Raw genomic sequence first — 22,063 nt, 5'->3', positions numbered from 1 at the left:
AGGACAGTGGAGGGAAAGTGTCACCGATCGAGCGCGCTGCACGGGCGCTATGTCGCCTCGCCGGCCGTCCGGAGAATACCCGCTTCGAAGGCCGACCGATGTGGGAGAGCTATATCGACGAAGCGGCCGCGTCGCTTTCAGCGGTCCGACACGCACACTTTGTGGCGCTCACCGAGCGGCTGCTAGCTTGGTCTGAGACCGGCGAGCGCGGCCGCGACTGGCGCGAGATGGCAGAGCTGAAGCAGGAGGCGCATAAGCTTCTGCTTAGGATGCAAGCGCCACCGCACGATCGTTAGCGGAGGCGAAGCAAAGAGGCCCTTTTCTCTGCTCCCCCTTTAGTACCATATCGGGATCACTACGGGAGATTATACGATTGCGCCGTTTCTGATCTAGTTCAGAAGGCGTCCATGCCGAAGTTTGCAATCGTTATCGTAGATGGGAACACCTACAAGGGGGTCGAGGAGTTTTCCTCCATGAGCATGGCGCGAAGTGCAGTAGCGCGCTCCGCCGTGCAAATGCTGCTTGAAGAGGAAACCCTCGAAGGAAAGCGCGTAGCGGATTGCCGGATTGAGGAGATTGGAAGTCGGCGCGAAGCCTCGTTCCAGATCAATCTCGAAATTATCGATTTCATATGAAGACAGTGGCGGAGGTACCCTCCGCCGCGGTCGGCTGCTCCTATCCGCCGTGCGGCCGTGGCGAAGCCGCTCGTACCCAACCTTGTACCCGCAGGCCGATGTCGGCTTTCGCTCACGAGCGGACGCTTTGAGAGCCGGGGAGTGACCGCTGGTTATGTACCGGTTAGATGAGACCGATAATGGCGATCGGAAGGCGATCAGCCTTCAGGAGAGTAAACGTGCTTTTTCACACCATGGTCGGATCGAACGACATTGAACGGTCCAAGCGCTTCTACGACACGGTGCTCGGCACCTTGGGTGCAGGGAGGGGACGCGGAACATCGCCGACAGCGGCCATACACGTCTGATCTACAATAACGGCAACGGGACGAACTTCATCGTCAGCCAGCCGATCAACGACGAACCGGCAAGCGTCGCCAACGGCAGCACCGTCGCTTTCTCCTGCGACTCGCCCGAGCAGGTGAAGAAGCTTCACGACACCGCCATTGCCGCTGGCGGCACCTCGATCGAAGCTCCGCCCGGACCACGCGAAACTGCCTCCATGGGCACCATCGAATTGGCCTATTTTCGTGACCCTGACGGCAACAAATTGTGCGGAATTCATTTCCCTGCCTGATCCGTCCGGCACGGCGTCGCATCCGTCTCTAGCGGACCTCGATCATGCGATCCCGCGAACGTTCGCTAACCACCAATCTCGGTCATTGAGGCGGAGGGGCCCTCCGCCTCAGTGCTGACGGACCTGCGGAAATCCATCATTTACGAAGGCTCGGCCAGGCTCGATACCCGGGCGATACCCCACGATCGTCAGCTGCGACGCCCTAAACTCGATAGATAAAAATTATGGCTTTGGTCGCAATGACGATCAAGCGACGGGGGTGGTTGTCGTCGCGCCGATCAGGCCCGCGACGGTGTTGCCGAGCTTCAGCATCGATGTGCTGTTGCCGTGCGGCCCCGAGACGCCTGCGCTGCTCTCCCAGCCTTCGATGACCTGGTAGTCGGGGATGACGCCGACGTTCGACAGCTTCGCATCGGTGATGGCCTGGTAGTTGGCTGCGACCGGGCTGCCGTCCTTGATCTTCGGAACGATGTACTTGAGCGCCGACCCCCCGAACAGGAACGAACGGGTGGTCGCCAGCATTTCGCGCTCGTTCACCGCATACGTGTCCCGCGCGTCCTGGCTCAGGATCGCATCGGCTTCCCCCTGATACCAGATGCCATAGCCAAGCGTGAGGTTTACCCCGCTGTCATAGCCGGCGCGGTTGCGAGCATTCTCGACCTGATCGACAAAGGACCGCCACAGGTTGTTCGTCTGCTGCAGGGTTGGCTTCCACCGATCGTATAGCGCCGTGCCGCCAACGCCGCTCTTCACCAGGTACCCGAATCCGAAATCGATCGAGAGATCGCGCATCAGCGACAATTCGATACCATGCTTGATGAGCGGTGCCGCCGGCGTGCTGTTGGGGCGATTGTTCACGCCGGCCTGCAGGTTCTCGAAGGCGTTGTTGGTCGGGTTCCAGATGAGCCCGTTGGCGATCGGCCCCTGGACCGAAGCTGGCAAGCCCGACACATCCTGCACCAAGCCTTCGCCCATTGCGTTCGACTGCCCGAAGAGCACATGCAGCGGCTTGCTGCTAGCAGGAGCGGACGCGCCGGTCTTCGTCATCCAACGCTGTACGCCGTGGGTCAGGGTGCGCCGCAGGGCGACGTTCCCATAGACATTGTAGCGGGCGTTGAGCTCATCCTCCATCGCGAGCAATTCGTTGTCGGTGATGTAGCGGTTGAACCAGATTGCTTCCTTGATCTCGACACGGCCCGAGGCCTGACCGATCGAAAGAACAGTGGCGGTAACGTCGCCGACATTATGCACCACGCGCTTGATGATCGCGCCGTTCTCTCGCAGCTCCATGGTGCCGGTGTTGCCACCACCGCCCGGATAATAGTTCACCACGGCGGATCGACGGCCGGACAGGATGACCCACTTGTTGCGGACCACCGGGTCAGCGTTGCGGATAGCGCCCTGACCGTCGTTGCTGTTGCCCTGCTGCCAGTTGGTTTGGGTATCTGAGATGCCAGGGCCACCACCACGAGCGAACAGCGAGTCAGCGCCGGTTGCATAATCGCCGAGGCGAACGACCATGATGAACGCGTCTTCTGCCTGCGTCGTGCTGGCCGCGGTGTACCGCATGATCTTGCCGGTATCCAAGCGAACGCACGGCTGACCATCGCCGCTATCGGCAACGTAGAGCGGCTTGGCCGTACCCGACGCCTGCGCGAGATTGACGCCGCTGCCGTTGACGTCCGCCCAGGCCGACATGAGGTTGCTGCTATCCTGGGTGACGGTCGACGGCTGATCGGCGCGATATCGCGCCAGCATCGCGGACGAAGGCGGCACGCCCGACGACACGTCGTCGTTGAGGATGGTGCCGGGCGACGTCACGGTGCCGACGTTCGTCACACTGACGGTCAAGACGAACTGCTCGTCGGGCTCGACCGTGGTGTCGCCTGCGACAGGAACCGAGATCGTCTTGGTCGTTTCGCCGGCTGCGAACGTGCCCGACCCCGACGGGAACGTGCCGCCGGTGAAATCAGATGCGTTGGCCGGGTTGGAACCGCTGCCGGTCACGGCCCAGGTGAACGAATAGGCAGAGGTTGATCCATCACGATTGAGCGTGATCGTGTAATCGAAGCTCGTCGTTCCGCTGTTGCCTTCCGCCTTGCTGACCGGGTTCGAGATCGAAATGGTCGGCATGGGGGTTGCTGACACATCGTCGTTCTGGATCGTGCCGGTGGAGCTGACAGGCGACAGCCCGGTCGCCGATGCCGTGACCGTCACCAGGAACTGCTCGTCCGGTTCGACCGTCGCGTCGCCGCTCACCAGGACGGTGATGGTCTTGGTCGTCTCGTTTGACGCGAAGGTGCCGCTACCCGACGGCAGCGTGCCGCCGAAGTCTGCCGCGTTGGCCGGGTTCGATCCCGAGCCCGTGACTGCCCATGTGAAGGGATATGCGGCGGTCGAGCCGTCGCGGACCAGCGTGAGCGTGTAAACGAAAGCAGTGCTCGCACCTGCCGCTCCCTCCGGCTTCGCCACCGACGACGAGATCTGAAGGTAAGGAGAGGGAGACGGTGCGGGGGTCCCCGATCCTGCCACCTTCACCGGCTTCGAGCAGATCTCGACCACCGCGTTGGTCATGAGCACCGCCTCGGCGCCGTCAACGCTCTCTTGAGCGCCAAAGCGCGCGCGCGCAGGTAGCGGATGGCACCCGTCGGGTAGGTCACCCGCACCGGGTAGAGGCGCTGGGTGGTGTCATCACCCGCAGCGCGCAGCAACGACTGGCCGGCGTCGCCCTCGTCATAGGCCATCGACAAAGAGAGAGCGCCGTAATCGGCAGTGCCCTTCAGCTTGTCCTTGGCGCCCTTGAGCGGCTGGAACTCGGTCTTGCCGAAGGTACCGCCAATCGGGCCGATCTTATCGACGCCACCGATCTCGGTGTAGGAAAGCGCGGCGAATCCTGCGGCGTCGAAGCTGGCGAGCGTGCCAGCCGAGATGGCGATGCCGGTGCCGGCTGCGGTGGTCGAGGTCATGAGAGGTCTCCCGATGAGAGAGCCGGATCGCCCGGCAGTTGTTCAGGTGGTCGGCGGCCGGCGATCACTTCGCCTGGAGCAGCTCGCGGAAGGTCTGCGGCAGGCTGGTGTCGGGCCATGCGTCGATCAGGAGCTGCCGCTTGTCGTCGCAGCTCCACAGATCGAAGCCGCGGTTGCGGATCGTGCTCTCGGCATCGGCCGAGGTGGCGCTACCGTCGGGCTGCCGCGTCACCGGCGAGAGGCTGCACGGCTCGAGCGCTGCCGCCGGCGGCCTCACTCGCACCGGGACGGGCGGCATCGAGCGCATCGATGGCGCGCACGCGGTCAGGGCCAAGGCACAGAGCCCGGCCAGCATCAGTCTGGGCATATTCCCTCACGGTGTCGGTTGAGCGGATGATGAGCGGCGATCGCACGGCGAGCCGGTCCGCGAAGGTCGACGTCGCCTTCGCCTCGCGCTGCGCGTTCGCGGCGACCAGCTCGGCGCGCTCACGTGAGGCCTTCTCGGTTGCGAACTTGGCCTCACTGCGCTCGCGCTCCAGGTCATGGCGTGCGTCGACGAGCTGGGCGCGCAGGAAGAGGACGGCGATCGCCAGCGCGCCGATCGGCAGCGCAGGCCAGAAGCGGCGCAGCAGCGCGAGCGCCGCGCCTAAGCTCACGCGGTCACCTCGCCGAAGGTCTGCGCCTTCAGCTCAGCGAAGTTGCTCAGATAGAGCGCTGCCTCGGCGGCGCGTCGGCGGACCAGGCCGGACGAGACCTGGCCGTTGCTCTTGTTGAAGAGCGCGAAGGCACGCGCGGCCGCGTCGATCTGCGCGAGGCGGTGAAGGCGCAGCACGGACGACTTGCGAAAGGCGCCCATGCCGATGTTGTACGCCAGCGCGACCATCGCACCGAACTGCGCCGCGGTGACCGGCGTGCGGCCGATCGCCGCCATCACCGGTGCGGCGAAGTCGCGCGCGAGCAGCTGCGCGAACATCGCGTCGGCCTGCTCCTGGGTGATCCGGTCGCCCGCCTTCACCCGCCGGCCGTCGGGATAATAGGTCATCCCCCAGCCGATCGTCCATTTGCCGGCCGGGCAGAGATACGCGGCCAGGCGGCAGCGCTCGAAGTGGTGGAGCAGCGCGATAGCGACGGGCCCGACGATTAGCGCGGGCGCGGCCGAGCTGATCAGGCCGAGCCGATGAGCGGCCGCCGGCTGCGGCACCATGCGCGCGATCGCCACGCCGACGAACAGCAGGAGCCCGATCCAGGACTGCAGGTGCTCGGGGAAGAGCGCGCGCACGTCGGTCGGCATGCCGAGCCACGCGGCCTGCAGCGTGGCAGGATCGATCGCGACCAGCCCGGCGGAGATCATCGCGCCGATAGCGGCCACGCGAACGGACCAGGCGTGCGCCGCAGCGCGCGCCCGCTCGAGGATGAGCGACATAGGTGTTCCTTTCGGAGGTGAGGTCAGGGCCGCTCGGGGTGCGGCGGATGAGCAGGTCGAGCTTGGCGTTGATCGCCGCGAGGTTGGCCTTCATCTCGCTCTGCTCGACGTCGCGGGTGTCGGCGCGGCCTTCGAGCTTCTCGATGCGACGCGTGTTGTCCTCGACCTTGCCCAGCATTTTGCCGCCGCCCAACAGCAGACCGACCACGGTGATCAGGAGGGCGAGGACCGGGATCAGATCCTTCCAGGAGGCGCGCGCGGTCGGCGTCACGACGACAGCCGTGGCGGTGGGAATGTCGGTCATGAGGATCTCCGCGCCGGCAGCGCTATGGGGTGGGCGCGTTGCCCAGGAAGGCCGTCTCGACGTTGCGCCGGCAGTGGCCGGGCTCTTCGCCGAGGAGGATGAACAGGCGATCGATCACAGGCGCGAGGATCCGCGCCCACCGTGCGCCGCGGAGCTGGCCGCGGCCGACGTAGCTGCTGACCGTCTCGTCAGCCGAAGGGCAGGTGGCAGTCAGGCCCGCGATGTAGAACAGCCCGACGACGAGGACCTGCGCGAGCTGGTCGATCGAGACCAGCAGCTGCCGGGCGACCTCAAGCGCTCGCCGCAGCACCGATCGCGCTCCAATCGATGGCCTGTGCGGTGATAATGCCGCCGATGGTGTCGGCCGCGGCAACGTTGCCCTTGGCCGCCATGCGCCTCGCCTCGATCGCCGCGCCGATCGTCACCCAGGCGTCGGCCTGGGCGATCACCTCGGCGGCAAGCTCCGCAACGGACATGCCCCGGGCCGTCGCTTCGGCGACAAGGAACGGGGTCGCGGCGCCATTGTCGGCCACCCAGGCGCGCGCCTCGCTCTCCTTGCGGGTATAGGTCATCGCCTGGCCAGCACCCGGGGTCAGGAAAAGGCAACGCACCCGCTCAGCGGCGGTGTCGATGTCCGACCAGACCGCCGCGCGCAACAACGGGAGGTTGACTGTTGGGCCGCTAATCACCGCTTGCGGGACAACGGCCATTCCTGCGCCTTCGGGCACCTGCTGGAGCGCAGCGGTGCCCGCAGAGCCACTCCCGCGCCACAGCTCGGCACCGGAAGCGAGGTCGAAGAAGATCCAATATTCCATGGAAGGCACCTCAGAGCGCGGTCCAGTAGAGCGAGACCGCCGGGTTGTTCATGTTCGTTGCCGCACCGTCAGCGCCGCGGTTGACGATGCGCCAGCGGATGACGCGCGCCCCCCAGAGGTTGATTGCACGCACGACGTAATTTGCGAGGCCGCCGGTGCGGCTGTCAGCGAAGGGAAGCCTGTAATCGCCCAGCACGTTGTTGTTGGTGTCGAGCAGCTGCACGGATGGGTAAGCCGCCGTGACCGCGCCGTTGGTCGAACCAATCTGAGTTGCGTTGACGGTGAAGTAGAGCGATCCCCCTTCACCAATCGGCATGTCGCCCGTCACTCCGTCGACCGGAGCAACGTTGGGGCCGAATGGTGCCTGAAAAGGCCCTGTGCGGCTTGCTTCGGTCGTAGCGGTCATCGTGCCGCGGTTCAGCTTGAGAAGCGTAACAGCACCATCGACGATGAGATCTCCCGCGATCCGCATGTTTGCGCCGACGTAGAACAGGGGCGAGGTGCCGTCCGATTTCGACAGGCTGAGCATGAACTGCCCGTCTGGCGTTGTGCCCACCACGCGCCAGTAGACCGACGTCCGCTGATCAATGCCGGAAATTGCTCCGACCTGTACTTCGACCTGTCCCACGCGGCCGTCGAGGTTCGAGCGGACGGTTTCGACCGTCTGCGCAACCGCCCCCGCCTTGGAGTCGGCGATCGCCGTTGCCCGGCTCTCGACAGTCGCTTCGAGCGACCGCTTTAGGCCGCTATCGGTCGCGAAGTTGACCTGCGCCTCGAGGGCGGCGGTGCGAGACGCGGCGGAGTACCGGTTCGGCAAATCCGCGAGCGTATCCTCAGACGCCTTCACGCGAGCCGCGACGGCGGGGATTGTGACGTCGATCGCTTTGCGGGCAGCTACTTCCGCATCGGAGGCGGGGCGAATATCACAATGATACCAGTCGATCGTTTTGGCCGACATGGGCGCAAAGAACGACCAATTCTGCATGAGGTGCCAGTTGTTCAGAGCCTGATCGATATAGACCAGTTTTGACCAACGGCGTCGCACGCCAATCCCCGCGGGATTACGCCCGACGGCCCCGGATGCATCCGGCTCCCTAGCGAAATCGAGCGAAGTATATCCTTGAATCGTCAGACCGCTTCCGCTCCAATCGCCGCCCATCAAAGCCGCGTCGGCCTCCATGACGTACCAGCCTGGCTGGAAACGCATCGCGAACTGAGCGATGCCGGTTTGATAGTCCTCAGGTGCGGCAGCTCTCATGGCCCAGCCGGCGCTCGATCCATCCGGCAGAACCCTGCTCAATTGCATCGGCTGGTTCCACACGACCCAACCCGGTGGAATCACAGCAGCGTCGGGCCAAAACGCGAAGTTGCTGTTTGCCACTAGGGAGCCCGGTTTCGCCGCGACTGCCGAGGCTTCGAGTACCGTCGACCGGCTGCCCAGCGCCCGATCCGCTTCGGTGTAGGCCGTTGTGAGGTCGCGGGCGCTGGCGCTGACCCGCTCGCTCATCCGCGCCTCGATCGCGACGCTTTCGCGCGCCGCGGCGGCATCGCGGCTGATTGCCGCCTCATCAACGCGCTGGATCTCGGCGCGAGCGACTGTGTCGACGCCGTCGCTGCCATCGCCCCCTTCGGCGATCAGCGTGTCGACGCGCTTGTTGACCGTGTCGGCGTTCTGAATAGCGAGGTCGGCGCGTGCCTGGGCGGCCGTGATCCTGTCGCCGGCGTCGGCCACCGCCTTGTTAACGGCCGGGATCGTGACGTCCGTCAGCTGCTTCTGCTGCGCGGTGGTTGCCGCGATTTCCTTCAGCACGTCGGCCGAAGGCTTGCCGCCGACCGCCGCGGTGTCCTTCGAGGTGTTGGCGCTCGTCTTGTCGGCGTTGTCGGTCGGCTTCGTGCCGAGCGGATCGGTCACGTCCGGCCAGGCCGTGTTGCCGCCGGTCGGCAGGCCCGGGTTGATCGGCGCGGCTTCGCTCAGCCCCTCGATCGACAGCGACAGCTTGCTGTAGCGCTCGCCGACCTCGATCGAGAATTCCTTGAAGAGGCCGTAGACCGTCAGGCTGTCGGTGCCGGCGTCGCCGATCCACAGCGAGGGACGCGCGCGAACGGCGGCGATCCGGTTGGCAACCGCGTCGACTGCATCGGTGCGCAGCATGCCGCGGACCGACATGCGCTTCGCCCACGATCGCGGCACCACCGTCACGCCGCCGAAGTCGTCGACCTCCTTGCGGCTGTAATCGGTAATGCCAGCACTCGGTGATTGCTCGGTGGTGCCAAGCCCGACGACCGTGCCGACCAGGAGCGTGCCAACGGAAACTTGCCCGCTGCCGGCGATCGTGACCGTGACCCGGCCGCTCGTCGTCGGAAGGTCGAGGAACGTGATCGCGCCGGCGCCGACCGCGACCGTGCGATCGTAGCCGGTTGCCTGCACCCGCACCGTGCTGCCGGCAACGTCGAGCAGCGCGACGGCGTTGACCGAGCCTGCCTCGAGGCCGACCACGATCGAGCCGCTGGCGGTGGTCGCGGTGCCGAGCGCCTGGTCGAACATCGCCCAGCGGTTCGTCGGCCCGACGGTGAGCCAGGCCGCCGGATCGTTGACGGGATCGCGCCCCTTGTTGCCGGCGACGAGGCTCTCGTAGACGACATGCGCCCGCATGACGCGCACGCCGGCGGCGTAGGTGGTCGCGGCTGCCCACGATGCCTCATCGTTCTCCGCGACGCTGCTTTGCGCCAGCATCGCCTCGCCCAGCGCGACCGGCTGCAGCAGGCGCAGGGTAGGGGTGCCGCCGCTAAGGGTCGGGTTGATGCCCGGATCCGCTGCCGTTTCGGTCTGCGCGAACCCTTCGACGCTCAGCGTGCAATAGCTGACCGGCGGAAGGTTGAGGTCGAGATCGAAGTCCTTGAAGAAGCCGCGCGCGGACAGCCAGGCGATCTGCTCGTCCGCGATCCACTTCGCCGGCGTCGCGCGAAGGCTCGCCAGCCTGCGCTGCAGCACGTCGACGTCGGCGAACGGCAGCTTCAGCTTGACCGACATGCGGCGCGAGAAGCCGCGCTCCACGACCGTCGTCACGCCGAAGTCATCGGTCACGCGCCGGCTATAGTCGGTGATCGTGATTGTCGGCGCGGTCTCGACCGTGCCGAGCTCGATCGACTCGCCGCTGTCCAGGACGACCCTCATGCGGCGGCCAGCGTCATGCTGATCGCGTCGCCGCCGCTGGCCTCGGTCACGGCATCCCACTTCTTTGCGATGCGACCGGTGTTGCCGGCAGTGGCGGCATGGCCGGCGTTGTTCTCGCGACGCATACCGACGGTCTCCTCGAGCAGCTGCGCCAGCGTCTCGGCCAGCGTGTCTTCCGAGAGCTGCGATGCGCTCGCCGCCTCATTCGCCGCCGAGCTGGCGCTCAGCTGATCGTTCGCGGCCGTGCCAGGCCCACCGGCGTTCGCCGCGAAGATGCTGATCGCCGAGTAGGTCGCCTCGAGCGATGCCGCCGTCTGCGCCTTGACCCGGTCGAGCTCCTGCTTGCTGGTCGCAGCGTTCGCGGCCGCCGCGAGCAGCGCCTGCGATAGCTGCGGCAGGGTCTTGGCGGCGTCCTGGTCGCCGCCTCGCGCAGCGTTCGAGGCGATGTTGAAGCGGCTCATGATCGCCGCGAACCCGCCGGCGGTGTCGGCCTCGTTCAAGCCGCGGATCCGGTTGACCTCGTCCATGATGGTGTCGCCGACCGACTTCCACGCGTCGCTCAGCTCCTTGGCCGCCTTGACCGCTTCCTGCGCGTCCTGGAGCGTCCAGATCTGCTCCTGCAGCGCGCGGTTGCTGGCATCGAGCTTGGCGAGCTCGAGCGCGCGGATCGCCGCGGTGTTGCCCGACAGCTCGAGCAGCTGGCGCTCGAGATCCTGCCGCTCGGCGAGCACGTCGGCTGCGCTCTTGGCACCGTCCATGGCGGTCTTCAGATCTGCGAACGCCGGCGCCAGGTTGAGCAGCGCGGCATAGGTCGAGCGCCCGGCCGCGGTGGTGAGGTCCTGCGCCTCGACGAGCTGGCGGAAGCCGGCGAGCGTCTGCGGTACCGTCAGGCCGAGGCTCGCGAACACGCGGTTCATCTGCGCCGCCTGCGCCGCCTGCTTCTCCTCCTGGGTGTAATAGGCGTCGGCATAGGCCTGCACCGCCCCGGTGAAGTCGCTGACGCTGTCGAACTGATCGGCAAGCGCCACCTTCATGTCGATGCCCAGCACGCGGCTGCTGCCGCCCAGGAGATCGAGCGCGGTGGTGACAGCCTCGACGGTCGAGGCGACGCGCGTCAGCGTCTCGAATGCACCCTCGCCGGCCTTCTGGAAGCGCGACAGGCCCGGGAACGCGGCCGCGGCCATGTTGTCGGCCGCGGCGCCGAACACGGCGTTGAGCTTCTCCTCGATCTGCTCGCCCGTCAGGCCCTTGAGATCGACCTTGCCGAGGTTGAGCACGAAGCCGTTAAGCCGGCGCTGGATCTCGTCGGTCGATTGGCCGAGCGGCCCGGCGGCCGACGCGATCGCGTCGTTGAACTGGCGCAGGATCAGTGTGAACTGCCCCTCGAGCTCGCCGCTCGCGCCGGTGTATTGCGTCGAGGTCTTCGACCCCGTCTTGATGCCGAGGAAGCTCGAGGTCTTCTTGACGTCCGAATAGTAGGACGCGTCGAAGCCGCGCGAGAGGATGCTTTCGAGGGTCTGATCCTTGGCGAACAGGCCGCTGCCAGTCACCTCGGTCTTGCTGCCGAACAGCCCGCCCAGGATGCCGCCGATCAGCGGGATCTTGCTGAGCACAGAGCCGATCAGGTTCTTCTGGAAACCCTCGGTCACGCCGGCCGACGCGTCGACGTCGCCGGCGCGTACGATCTGCGCCGCAACCCCGCCGATCGCGCCCTCGATCGAGCGCAGCGAAGCCAGCATCTCGCGCGTGTAGATGCTGGTGGCGGATTCGATGCCGGCCAGGTTGTCGACCGAGCGCTTGAGGCTCTCCGACTGCTTGGCGGGATCGCCGAGCACGGTACCGGTGCCGGTGTTGGTCACCGGCGCGCTCGCGCCGCTGCTGCGCGACGAGAAGATCGTGACGCCGGCGGCAACAAGCGCGGCCGCGGTCGCTGCCATGGCGGCCAGGTTGAACGGGAAGGGCAGCTTGGCCTGCGCCGACACGCCCTCGGCGCCGTTCGCCGCAGCACGGGCGCCGCTGTTCGCGACCGACGCGATCGTCTCGCTGACGTCCTGGACCATCGCGCGGACCGACATGGCGAACTCGAAGGCGCGGTAGACCTTCTCGGCCGCCATGAGGGCGGCATAGCCGCGGCTCTTCTCATCGAAGAGGCCCTTCGCGGCCGAGGTCATGTCGCCGTAGAGCCCGATCTGGGCGGTCGCGGTTCGCACCTCATACTGCGCGTTGGCGCGGCGCAGCGCGGCCGTCTTCGCCTCACCTGCCGGCAGCTGGTTCGCGATCTTCAGCTGCTGGCGATAGACGTCGGTCAGGCGCTGCTGGTCGGCACGGAACTGCGCGAAGATCGCGGCGGTATCGCCGATCGCACGCCCGACGTCGCCGAACGCGTCGGCCATGCCGCGCGCAGCGTTGGTGACGTTGGTGGCGATGCCGTCGAGCAGCTCGGATTGATGGTTGAGGCTGTTGTTGAGCGCGTCGGTGAGCAGCTGGCGCTGCACCTCGCCCTCGGCGATCTTCGCCTGCGTCTCGATGTATTTCGCCGCATCGGGCCCGGTCCACTGCCGGCGCGCGGCCTCCTGGGTCGCGGTGAGGATCGCCATCGATCGCGCGCGCGCCGCGTCAGTCGCACCGATCAGGCGGATCTCTTCCTGGAGCTGCTCGAGCCGATCGTTGGCACCGCCCTGCGCGGCCTGCAGTGCGGCGCGGCGCTCGGCATCGGTGAGCGCGTCGCGTGCCGCGCGAGCGTCGGCGAGCGCCTTGTTGGCCTCCTCGACGGCGCGCGTGCCCTCCTTGCCCTTGATGGTGCGCGCGGCCTCGAGCGCGGCGAGCAGCGGAAGATCCGCCATGCGGTCCTTCAGCAGCTCCGCGGCGCGCTCGGCCGGGATGACGCCGGCGGCAACGTCGTCGTTGACCAGCTGCTGCTGCGCGGCCTGCTCCCGCATGGCGGCCGAGCTTCGCGCGGAATCCGCGACGCGCTGCGCGACCGCAAGCCGGATCTGGCGCGAGATGAACGCCTCGGCCTCGCCGCGCTTGAGGATTGCCGCGGTCTCAGCCTTCACCTCGGCCTCGGCGATCAGCGCTGCGGCGCCCGATACCCGGTACGCAGCCGCGATCTTGTACTGGCCGGCGATCTGCGCCTCTTCGGCCGCGGCCAGGCGCGCGAGCTGCTCGGCGTGGCGGTCTACCTTCGGCGACTTTGGATCATTGAAGCCAATCTTGTCGGCGAGCCGGTCGCGAGCATTGTCAACGGCCGCCTTGCGGATCCGGCCGCCCAGCTTCGTCAGATAGCTATCGGCCGCGTTGTACGCAGCGCCATAGGTCTTTTCGAGCAGCTTGGGATCGCCCTGTCCGACGAGCATCTTGCCCAGCCCCAGGAAGCCACCCTTCTCGATCTCGCCGAGATAGGACTTCGTGCCCGCGAGACCGGCGTACAGGCCTGCCAATGCCTGCCGCCCGTAGGAGGTGAGATCGTCGAGCAGCGTCTTCACGTCCTTGCCCATCGACTTCACGTCGTTGACGAAGACGGCCATCACGTCCTTGCCAACCACATCGAACATGGCCTTGGACGTGTCGGCCCAGGTGACCGTCTCGTCCTTCAGCTTGAACAGCTCGGCCTTGGTCGCGTTCGCGCCGCCGGTGATCTTGCCGAGGTTACGGGTCAGATCGTCGTTGGTGACGCCCTGGTTGATCCAGCGGTTGAACAGCGCAAAGCCAGCAGTCGCGGCGCCGACGAGGCCGATCAGCGGCGCGAAGCGCAGCGCGAACATGCCGATCTCGGCGGCAAAGCCGCGGATCCCGCCCTGCGCCATCATTGCCACCTGCACGAGCTGGCCGCCCTGCTGGATCAGGACCGTCAGCGGCTTCTGCCCGGTGAGCAGGCCCTGGATGATGTCGGGCGACTGCAGCGCGAGCTGCTGGACGGCGAAGCCCTGCCGACGAACCGACTTCTCGACCTCGTCGACGCCGGCGGCGAACTTCTTCGAGCCGGTTGCAACGACGTCGCCGGTGCCGGCGACTTGGCGCGCGTGCGCTGCCAGCGCCTCACGCGCGCGGTTCGTCTCGGCGGCATATTCGTGCTGCCTGATCGCGCCGGCGGCCAGCAGCCGATCGGCGCGATCCATCTCGTCGTCGAAACGGCGCTGCGCAGCGAACATCGGGTCGAGCGACGCACGAACCGCGGAAGTCTCGCGCGCGAGCGTGGCCTCCGCCTGGGCGGCATCGCGCGCGGCCTGCGCCATCTGGCGGGCGTGCGTCTCGAAGAGCTGGAAGCCGAGCGCAGCGCTGCGCGCCTCCTGGGCGGTCTGCTCGAGCGACAGCTTACGCGCTTCGGCATCGGCCTCGCGCATCGCCCGCGCGCCTGCCCGGGCCCGGGCCTCGAACATCTCATAGGCGAGCGCGGCCGAGCGGATCCCCTGCGCATGGCGCTCGGCGTCCAACGCCTTCTCGGCCGCGGCCGCCTCACGCATCGCCTCGGCGCCCTTCCGGGCGGCCGCCTCGAACATGTGATAGGCCTGCGCTGCCTCGCGCGTCGCCTGCGCCTCGGCCGCGGTTGCCGCGGCGGCCTTGGCGCGCTGATCGTTGAGGAGCGCTTCCTCGGTGCGCAGGCGGCCGACCAGCTCGACCATGCCGCGGTCTTCGGCCGCCTTGGCCGCTGTCGCGATCTTGAGCGATTGCAGCTCCTGGCGCGACATGCCGAAGGTGGCGTTCTGCCGCTCGAGCTGACGCACCAGGCTTTCGGTCTCGCGCTCGACCCGGGCGAAGTCCTGCGCGGCGCTGCGGGTCTCGCGGCCAAGCGAGCGGAACTCGTCGGCCGCGCGCTTGAGGTCGGTGCCGCTCACCACCGCGCCCTGGATGCGCTGGAATTCGCGCACCGCGTTGGCAGCCGTCGAGCCGATCAGATCGTCGAGCGTCTTGAGCCCGCCGAAGCTGTCGCCGAAGTCGATGTCGAAACCGACGCCAAAGCCGGGGGAGCCGTCTTCGTCCATGCGGACCTCCTCATCCCAGCAGCTGCTCGAGCCGCGCTACTTCGACGTCGATTTCGCGTTGCGTGACCGCGACCTGATGCGGGGCGGAGCACAATTCGCTCTCGGCCCGGCGGCTCTCGGCCACGTAGGCCGAGGACAGCGTGCGCAGCAGGTTGGCTTCCCAGGGCGACAGGCGGATGCACATCGACTGCTGCCAGCCGGCGATCTCCGCCCATCCCAGCGCCGCGATCCCCATGCCGGTCGGCTGGACGATGCCCATGGCGATCAGCCAGCCGGTGATGTGCGGCGCCGGGTTCGGCGGCATCGGGATCGGCAGCTTGTCCCGTTTCAGCTGGTCGATCCGCGTCAGGCGGCTGACCTGACGCTCCGGATCGGCTCGCCTGGATCCGGTGGGCGGCTTCGGCGTGGCATTGAGCCACGCCATCTGCCGCACCCAGAGGATCAGCTCGTCGGCGAGCCGGGCGTGAACTTTCCCCAGTCACCAACGAACTTGACGACCTGCTCCTTGATCCAGCCGAGCGCCGGGTCGGAATAGACCGCGTGGTAGAGCGCCGTGCCGGAAAGCGGGGTGCCGTCGGGCCCATCATGCTCGATGTGGCGGAAGCCGGCGGTCAGCGTAGCCAGATCCTCGGCCGCCTCGACGCGGCGGGTGGCCAGCGGCACGTGCGCGATCTTGTTCTCGTTGTCGGCCATGCGCTTCACGACGCGCGCCGACTGACGCTCCTCGATCTGGCCGTGCTCGGCCGAGCCCGGGCCGAACAGGTCGATGCCGACCTTCTCGCCGGCGTCGAAGAGCGGGACCCCGTCGGGACCCTTGAGGTGGCAAAAGGCGGTCGCAACCGAGGCGAGCAAGGCAATCTTCATGGCAAATGTTTCCTTCGCGGGAAGTTTCGCGGGATGCACCGGCCCGCCCCGTCCCGCGAAGCGCAGGGCGGGCCGATGCTCATGATCCGGCTAGGGGCCGGAATGGGGTTGGGATCAGGCCTTGATGGGCTTGGTGCAGATGCCGATGTCGGCGTTGATCATCAGCACCGATTCCGCACCATCGACGCTTTCGGGCGCACCGAACACGCGGCCCTGGCAGTAGCGGACTGCGCCGGTCGGATACGTGACCTTGAAGGCGTAGAGCTTGTTGGTCTCGTCCTCAGCGGCGGTGCGCAGCAGGGTCTGACCAGCGTCGGCCTCGTCGTAAGCGGCCGACGGCGAGAGCTGGCCGTAATCGACCGCCCCCTTCAGCTTGTCCTTCGGCCCCTTGAGCGGCTGGAACTCGGTCTTGCCGAAGCTCGCGCCGATCGTGCCGATCTTGTCGATGCCGCCGATCTCGGTGAAGGCGAGCGCTGCGAAGCCGGCCGCGGTCTGTGCGGCCGGGGCGCCGGCGGAAATGGCGAGCGCCGTGCCCGCCGCGGTGGTGGAACCCATGGTGTTTTCTCCCTGTGGGCGAGCCGGAACTGCCGGCTGCAGTCACCCGCGGATGCGGGCAAGGCGGGTCAGTTGAGCGTCTTGCTCGACTTGCGCGTGCGCTTCGGCTTCGCCGGCGCCGCGGTGGTGGTGGTGACCTCGGCGACAGCAGCCTCAGGCTCCTGCGGCCCGTCGGTGTTGACCAGGCCGGCTGCGCGGTAGTTGGCCAGCTCGGCCGCGCTCACGTCGACGTGCTCGCCGGCGGTGAAATTGCGCTGCGTGCCCGCGTCGCTGAAATCACGCGCGGCGTAATGCTTCTTGTTCATGCGGTTTCTCCAGGGGAACAGCCGCACGGCGGGAGGGGCCGGGCGGAAGGTCAGTCCAGGGTGTCGAAGGCCACCCGGAAATCTTGCGTCTTCTCGAAGGTGTCGGCCGGCCCGATCACGTCAGGGCCACCGCCGGCGAGATGAACCACCACGCTGCCGGCATCGCCGACCGCGCCGATCGCGCCGGTCGGGATTCCGCGGACCAGCTTCATCACCGCGAGCTGGTCGGCGTAGGAGACGGCGCGCACCATCACCGACACGCGCGCGGTCGAGCGCGACCAGCCGGTGCGCCTGAGCGTGTGCCGATCAACGATGCTGACCTCGCGGATCAGCAGTGATGGCAAGGCGGCGTCTTCCGGCAGCCGGCCAGCCTTGATGCGCGCGATCGGCACCACGTCCGTCAGCGGCTCATGACCGCGCAGGAGCAACCCGAGGATCTCGACGCTGGTCATCAGTCCACCTCGTCGATCGGGCGACCAGCCAGGGCACCTTTGCGGACCTGCTCGTTGATGAAGGCCTGCCCGGCACGGATCGCCTCGGCGCGCTTCTTGTCGAGCGCGGGCCGCATAAAGGCTTCCTGCTTCGCGCCCGGGTGCCAGACGGTTTTGCCGACCGGCTGGCCGTTGATGACCAGCACGCCGTCGCGCTCGAGCTTATTGGTGCGCCGCGCGGTCCTTCCGCCCGACTGACGCGCGTCGACGCTGATGTAGTGGCCCGCGGTGCCGTATTCGGCCCAGATCGCGAGCGATCGGCCCCAGCCTTTGGCGACATCGATCCGCACCTTGATGCGGCCATCGAGGGCCTTGGCGGCGACGGTTACCTCTACCTCGTCGGAGGGCGCGTTTTCCTGCGCCTCTTGGCCGACCACCTTGCCTGAAATGCGACCGGCGCCCTGCAGCACCCGGGTGATGCGGGTGGGCGCATTCCTGATATAGCGCTGGACCTGATCCAAGCCTTTGACGGTCACGGTCATCAGGCGGCGTTCCCGGCCGGGCGGTAATCCTCGACCATGAGCTCGAGGCCGGAGCGCCGGCCGAGCATCGCCGGCTCGGATACCAGCTGCATCGTGCGATCGGCGGTCACCAGCCGCATGTCTGGCGTCACGTCGTCGCGGAAATACATGCGCACGCGCGAACGGCGCGTGGCAACGGTAGCGCCATTGGCGGTCTGCTCGCCCCGGCTTGGCAACAGGTCGCGGATCCCGATCCAGATCTCGTCGACCAGCGCCCATGCGCCGGAGCCGGCACCGGTGAAGCTATCGTCGGCGATCGGCCGCTCGAGCCGCGCCGGCGTGTCCAGCTCGCTGGGGCGCACGACGATCATCCGAGCGTGATCACCATGTGCCGGCCGATCATCGGGCGCAGCTGGTCATCGGTAAGCTCGGGCGCTTCGCGGTTCACGAACAGATCCGACAGCGCGAGCTTGACGCAGTGGATCACCAGCGCCGGGACCTCCTCGGCGGTCGCCCAGCCGGTAGCACCGACCAGCTCGCGGCCGAGAAACGCTTCGATGCGTCCTTCGGCCGCGGCGAACAGGCCAGCGTCCAGCGGCTGGCTGCCGATGCGCAGGTGCTCGCGCGCGGCGGCGAGCGTCAGCACGGTGCCATCGCTCCCCACCACGCCGGCCATCTTAGGCGGCCGGCTCGGTCTTGCCCGCCGGCGCCTTGTACGGCTCGGCGAACTTCTGCTCGATCAGGCGCTTCTCGGTTTCCTTGTCGAAACCGGCGATCTCGCCCTTGTTGTAAAGCGAGCCCTGCTGGCAGGCTTCGAGGAATTTGACGGCCATGATGGCTCTCCAGAAACGCGAAGGGCGCCCGCTTACGGACGCCCTTCGAGGGTGGTGATGGTGGGTGGCGGCGAAGCTGTTACGGCTTCCAGGTGACGCCGGTGAGCACCGCGAAGGCGGCGTCGTAGCGCAGCTGGGTGTCGTGCTCCTCGATGAGGCGGATCACCGTCTCGTCGTTGGAGAACGCCGAGCGCATCGTCCCGTTGTCGTCGTAGGCGGCGCTGTCCGAAGCGGCGAGCGTCACCTGCTGGGTGTCGCCGATCAGGAACTGCTCGAAGTCGCCGAAGTAGACCTCCGACTCGTTCGTGCCCGCGCCGAGATTGTCCGGCACCGACGTGGTCTCGAAGATCGGGTAGGTGCCGAAGCGACCCTCCGCGACTTCCGGGAACGCCTTGTTGCCGTTGCCGTCGGTGATGTTCTCGAGGAACGACTTGACGGTCGGCGACATGATGTACGCGCACTTCGACAGCGGCACGTTGGCGTTGACCACCTTGAGCTTCAGGCGCGCCATGTCCGAGCGCACCGTCACCAGCGTTGGGTTGGCCGTCATCGTCAGCACGTTGCCGGCGACGATCAGCGAGCGCAGGCCGGTCGGGGCCACCGACGAGCCGGCGCCGCGGAGGAACTGCATGTCCTCCTTGATCGCGGCCGAGGTGATCAGGTCGTCGCGCACCATGGCGTCGACGCCGTACGAGGCGCGGCGGATCAGCTGGTTGGTGATCGGCACCAGCGCGCGCAGCGTCTTGGCCGACATGTTGAGCGTGCCGACGGTCAGGTCGGTGGTCGGCGCCGGCGTGCGCTCGCCGACATAGCCCGCGTTGGTGCTGCCGGTCTGCTTGCGCATCGTCAGGTTGCCGTCCGGCATCGGGACCGAGCGCGCGCCGGCGGCGCGGATCACGACACGCGGGCGCAGCAGGCCGATGAAGTCGCGGCTGTACGCGGTGTCGACCAGGTAGCCGCCCTTGGTGTTGGTCGCCTGCTCCATGTTCGCGACGATCTGGCCGGTCTCGTCACCCCAGACCTGCTGCGAATAGTCGGCCATGCGGCGCTGGTCCTCGCCGCCGGTCGCCGCGATCGCGAGCGCCACACGGCCGACCATCGCGCCGGGCTCCGGCTTCTCGGCAACGGCCGCGGGCACGCGCCCGGGCTGGGTGCCAGGCGTGTTGGTCGCGCCGGGGATCGTGACGGGCGCCGCGGCGCTCGACTTCAGCGCCAGCAGGTTTTCCTCGCGGGCGATCTTCGCCTGCAGGCCCTTGGCTTCCTCCGCCTTGGCGTCGAACGCGGTCTGCTCCTCGGCGGTGAGGTCGCGAGTATTGTCGTTGGCAGCAGTCGCCAGAATGCCGTCCATCGATGCAACGACGGCCGCCAGGCTGGTCTTGAGCGCGGTGATGCGCATGGACACGTCTCCTTGGTGGGTTTCAGCTTCTCGCGCGGATCTGCGCGAGAGCCAGGGTGTTCGCCGCGGCCGTCCGCCGAGGCGTTGCCGGGCCGGACTTGGCGAGCCGGCGGATCGCCCCATCGAGGCCGTCGGGCTCGATGCGGTCGACCATGCCGGCCGCCTTGGCCGCCTTTCCGGTCAGGGTGCCGCCCTTGCCGAACTCGTTGCGAACGACGGCCTCGGTCACGCCGCGGCCCTTCGCCACGTTCGCGATGAAGACGTCCTCGATCGCGTCCAGCATCTGGCGGATCTGCGCCTGGCCTTCCTCACTCGAGAGGTCGGGCCGCTTGTTCGGCGCGTTGGAACTGGCAATGTCGAGGTCGCGCCGGCCGTTGGCGTCCGGCTCGACCTGGTAGGAGGTGGAGATCAGCACGCCGATCGAGCCAACGACGCCGGTCGGGTCGAGGCTCATGCCGCCGGCGGCCGAGCTCCCGATCCAATAGGCAGCCGAGCAGCACAGGCCGGTGATGTGAACCGACACCGGCTTCGGCGAGGCCGCGACCAGGCGTGCGAAGTCGTTCACCTGCGCAACCGCGCCGCCCGGGCTGTCGATCACCATGAGGATGTGGCGCACGTCAGGCGAGGCCTGCAGCGCGCGCAGATCGGCAGCCGCAACGTCGAGCGATGCCGCGCCGGAATATTCCGTCATGATGTTGGCGCGCGGAAAGACCGGGCCCAGCAGCGGGAGCATGCCGACACCGTCGCGCAGCATCGAGGTGCGCGTCGCCGGCGCGCGGGCGCCCATGGAGGCGACTGCCGAGACCTGGCGCTCCTGGTGGCCGTCGCCCTTGAGCGCCATCACCGCCGGATCGTCGAGGACGCGCAGCGCGATCGCCTCGATCGCCTCGAGATAGCCGGGCATGATCGCCCAGGGCTGCGACCGGATCGCAGCGAGCACATGGTGCTTCATTCGTCGTCCTCTTGGGGCTGGGCGGGCGCCGGCGGGCGATGGTCGACCGGCTTGGAGGGCTGCTGGCTCTCGAGCGTCGAGCCGGATCCGACGCGGTACTCGTCGCCGCCGGGCCGCTTGTTGCGGTTCTCGAGGTTGCGAACCTCGTCCGGGTTGAGGATCCCCTTGTCGATCGCGATCGAATAGGCCTCGTACCGGCTCTTGATGTCGCCCTTCAGCAGCGCATCCGGGTTAGCCTCGAAGAAGTGCCCCGGCTCAGCGAACTGATGCGTCATGTGCGCCTGCGCGCGGCCGAAATGGCCGAGCATGGTGTAGAGGTAGAGCTCGAGGCTCTGCTGCTCGATGTTGGAGAAGGTCGCGCGCGCCAGCTCGAAGAGCACATGCGGCGGCACGCCGAACGCACGCGCCACCTCGACAACTGAGAAGCTGCGCGATTCGATGAACTGCGCCTCCTTGTTGTTGTGCGAGAGGAACTCGGCCTTCATCTCCTGGTCGAGCACCGCGGTCGCGCCGGCGTTGCGCGGACCGGCGAAGCGCTGCTGCCAATCGGCGCGGATCTGCTTCTTTTCGTCGGCGCCGACCTTCGCCTTGGTGGTCAGCACGGTCGAGGGCTGGGCGTTGTTGTTCCAGAAGCGGGTCGCAAACTCGTTGGTCGACGCCGCGTTCTCGAAGGTGTTGGAGAGCAGCTTGAGCCGATCGAGCCCGAGCAGGCCGTCGCGGCTGAAGCCGGGCACGAACCACAGGTCGTTGCGCGTCAGCCGCTCGCGCGAGCCGTCCGGCAGGCTGGCGTCGTAGAAGACCTCGAGCCCGTCGGCCTTGTTCCAATGCTGGACCGGCTCGATCGCGTGCGGCAGCAGCCGCGACAGCGCCATCGGCCGATAGAGGGGATCGCGGTGAATGTAGCTGCCGAAGCGCCCGCACATCAGCAGGTCGCCCAGCATCAGCTCCTTCAGCAGGAACGCCGGCTGCACCGAGTTGGCGCTGGTCGAGAACAGCAGCGCCTGCGGTGCATCGTCGACGCGCACCTTCCCCTGATCGGTCAGCTTGTAATAATGGAACGGCGTCATGGCGAAGAGGCCGCAGAGGACCTCCAGCGCGCGCAGCACCGCCGGCACGCTCAGCGCCTCGTGCTCGCCCATCGGCGCCCCGCGGCCGCCGGCGCCCAGCAGGTTGAGCACCGTCATGCCGCCGGTGTCATTGAGGCCGTCGTCGCCGGCGACGATCGCGTCGGAGCTGCTCGTATAGCGCCAGGCACGAACAGCTGCTCGAGCACGGTCCATCATTCCCATG

At 67.3% G+C, this 22,063-nt stretch carries 23 protein-coding genes and 1 pseudogene; 3 read left to right on the top strand and 21 right to left on the bottom strand.

The window, feature by feature from the left end:
- Positions 1 to 17: 17 nt before the first annotated feature.
- The 3 genes and pseudogenes from QP166_RS14670 (at position 18) to QP166_RS14660 (ending at position 1,251) form a co-directional block, all read left to right on the top strand.
- The gene (locus tag QP166_RS14670) at positions 18 to 296 is read left to right on the top strand and encodes a hypothetical protein (protein ID WP_333916582.1); all 279 of its coding nucleotides are present in this window, start codon (positions 18 to 20) and stop codon (positions 294 to 296) included.
- Positions 297 to 407: 111 nt separating this feature from the next.
- A complete protein-coding gene (locus QP166_RS14665) occupies positions 408 to 635 on the top strand; it encodes a hypothetical protein (protein WP_333916581.1) in 228 nt (75 codons plus the stop codon).
- Positions 636 to 868: 233 nt separating this feature from the next.
- Positions 869 to 1,251 (top strand): annotated as a pseudogene (locus QP166_RS14660) (VOC family protein).
- Between the two features lie 246 nt (positions 1,252 to 1,497).
- On the opposite strand, the gene QP166_RS14655 reads toward QP166_RS14660, so the two are convergent.
- From QP166_RS14655 to QP166_RS14555, 21 genes are all read right to left on the bottom strand, one after another.
- The gene (locus QP166_RS14655) at positions 1,498 to 3,825 is read right to left on the bottom strand and encodes a sialate O-acetylesterase (protein WP_333916580.1); all 2,328 of its coding nucleotides are present in this window, start codon (positions 3,823 to 3,825) and stop codon (positions 1,498 to 1,500) included.
- Positions 3,822 to 4,217: a hypothetical protein gene (locus QP166_RS14650; protein ID WP_333916579.1), complete on the bottom strand. Its 396-nt coding sequence runs from the start codon at positions 4,215 to 4,217 to the stop codon at positions 3,822 to 3,824. Before QP166_RS14650 ends, QP166_RS14655 begins: the two co-directional genes overlap by 4 nt.
- A gap of 64 nt (positions 4,218 to 4,281) precedes the next feature.
- Positions 4,282 to 4,449 (bottom strand): hypothetical protein, encoded by a 168-nt coding sequence (locus QP166_RS14645; RefSeq protein ID WP_333916578.1) that lies wholly within the window; start codon positions 4,447 to 4,449, stop codon positions 4,282 to 4,284.
- Entirely contained in the window at positions 4,427 to 4,873 is a 447-nt protein-coding gene (locus QP166_RS14640) for a hypothetical protein (protein ID WP_333916577.1), read from the bottom strand. The genes QP166_RS14645 and QP166_RS14640 overlap by 23 nt, the downstream gene beginning before the upstream one ends.
- Positions 4,870 to 5,640, bottom strand: a complete 771-nt coding sequence (locus tag QP166_RS14635) for a lysozyme (protein WP_333916576.1) — start codon at positions 5,638 to 5,640, stop codon at positions 4,870 to 4,872. The genes QP166_RS14640 and QP166_RS14635 overlap by 4 nt, the downstream gene beginning before the upstream one ends.
- 326 nt (positions 5,641 to 5,966) lie before the next feature.
- Positions 5,967 to 6,254: a hypothetical protein gene (locus tag QP166_RS14630; protein ID WP_333916575.1), complete on the bottom strand. Its 288-nt coding sequence runs from the start codon at positions 6,252 to 6,254 to the stop codon at positions 5,967 to 5,969.
- Positions 6,235 to 6,759: a hypothetical protein gene (locus tag QP166_RS14625; RefSeq protein WP_333916574.1), complete on the bottom strand. Its 525-nt coding sequence runs from the start codon at positions 6,757 to 6,759 to the stop codon at positions 6,235 to 6,237. Before QP166_RS14625 ends, QP166_RS14630 begins: the two co-directional genes overlap by 20 nt.
- Before the next feature lie 10 nt (positions 6,760 to 6,769).
- A complete protein-coding gene (locus QP166_RS14620; protein WP_333916573.1) occupies positions 6,770 to 9,934 on the bottom strand; it encodes a hypothetical protein in 3,165 nt (1,054 codons plus the stop codon).
- The gene (locus QP166_RS14615; protein WP_333916572.1) at positions 9,931 to 14,916 is read right to left on the bottom strand and encodes a phage tail length tape measure family protein; all 4,986 of its coding nucleotides are present in this window, start codon (positions 14,914 to 14,916) and stop codon (positions 9,931 to 9,933) included. Before QP166_RS14615 ends, QP166_RS14620 begins: the two co-directional genes overlap by 4 nt.
- A 10-nt stretch (positions 14,917 to 14,926) precedes the next feature.
- The gene (locus tag QP166_RS14610; protein ID WP_333916571.1) at positions 14,927 to 15,340 is read right to left on the bottom strand and encodes a hypothetical protein; all 414 of its coding nucleotides are present in this window, start codon (positions 15,338 to 15,340) and stop codon (positions 14,927 to 14,929) included.
- A gap of 17 nt (positions 15,341 to 15,357) precedes the next feature.
- Positions 15,358 to 15,819 (bottom strand): hypothetical protein, encoded by a 462-nt coding sequence (locus QP166_RS14605; protein WP_333916570.1) that lies wholly within the window; start codon positions 15,817 to 15,819, stop codon positions 15,358 to 15,360.
- Between the two features lie 75 nt (positions 15,820 to 15,894).
- Positions 15,895 to 16,335: a hypothetical protein gene (locus QP166_RS14600; protein ID WP_333916569.1), complete on the bottom strand. Its 441-nt coding sequence runs from the start codon at positions 16,333 to 16,335 to the stop codon at positions 15,895 to 15,897.
- A gap of 68 nt (positions 16,336 to 16,403) precedes the next feature.
- Positions 16,404 to 16,640: a hypothetical protein gene (locus QP166_RS14595; protein ID WP_333916568.1), complete on the bottom strand. Its 237-nt coding sequence runs from the start codon at positions 16,638 to 16,640 to the stop codon at positions 16,404 to 16,406.
- A gap of 50 nt (positions 16,641 to 16,690) precedes the next feature.
- Positions 16,691 to 17,092 (bottom strand): hypothetical protein, encoded by a 402-nt coding sequence (locus QP166_RS14590; protein ID WP_333916567.1) that lies wholly within the window; start codon positions 17,090 to 17,092, stop codon positions 16,691 to 16,693.
- The gene (locus tag QP166_RS14585) at positions 17,092 to 17,613 is read right to left on the bottom strand and encodes an HK97 gp10 family phage protein (protein ID WP_333916566.1); all 522 of its coding nucleotides are present in this window, start codon (positions 17,611 to 17,613) and stop codon (positions 17,092 to 17,094) included. Before QP166_RS14585 ends, QP166_RS14590 begins: the two co-directional genes overlap by 1 nt.
- Positions 17,613 to 17,963, bottom strand: coding sequence for a head-tail adaptor protein (locus QP166_RS14580; protein WP_333916565.1), 351 nt, complete (start codon positions 17,961 to 17,963; stop codon positions 17,613 to 17,615). The genes QP166_RS14585 and QP166_RS14580 overlap by 1 nt, the downstream gene beginning before the upstream one ends.
- On the bottom strand, positions 17,960 to 18,268 hold the full coding sequence (locus tag QP166_RS14575; RefSeq protein WP_333916564.1) for a head-tail connector protein: 309 nt from the start codon (positions 18,266 to 18,268) through the stop codon (positions 17,960 to 17,962). The genes QP166_RS14580 and QP166_RS14575 overlap by 4 nt, the downstream gene beginning before the upstream one ends.
- A gap of 1 nt (position 18,269) precedes the next feature.
- Positions 18,270 to 18,425, bottom strand: a complete 156-nt coding sequence (locus QP166_RS14570) for a hypothetical protein (protein ID WP_333916563.1) — start codon at positions 18,423 to 18,425, stop codon at positions 18,270 to 18,272.
- Between the two features lie 79 nt (positions 18,426 to 18,504).
- Positions 18,505 to 19,821 carry a phage major capsid protein gene (locus tag QP166_RS14565; protein ID WP_333916562.1) on the bottom strand — a complete coding sequence of 439 codons (1,317 nt, stop codon included), beginning with the start codon at positions 19,819 to 19,821 and terminating at the stop codon, positions 18,505 to 18,507.
- A 22-nt stretch (positions 19,822 to 19,843) separates the two neighbouring features.
- Positions 19,844 to 20,773, bottom strand: a complete 930-nt coding sequence (locus QP166_RS14560; RefSeq protein ID WP_333916561.1) for a S49 family peptidase — start codon at positions 20,771 to 20,773, stop codon at positions 19,844 to 19,846.
- The gene (locus QP166_RS14555) at positions 20,770 to 22,062 is read right to left on the bottom strand and encodes a phage portal protein (protein ID WP_333916560.1); all 1,293 of its coding nucleotides are present in this window, start codon (positions 22,060 to 22,062) and stop codon (positions 20,770 to 20,772) included. The genes QP166_RS14560 and QP166_RS14555 overlap by 4 nt, the downstream gene beginning before the upstream one ends.
- Between the last annotated feature and the right edge of the window lies 1 nt (position 22,063).

The organism is Sphingomonas sp. LR60 (assembly GCF_036855935.1).
Taxonomy (GTDB): Bacteria; Pseudomonadota; Alphaproteobacteria; order Sphingomonadales; family Sphingomonadaceae; genus Sphingomonas.
This window is presented reverse-complemented; position numbering and strand designations above follow the sequence as displayed.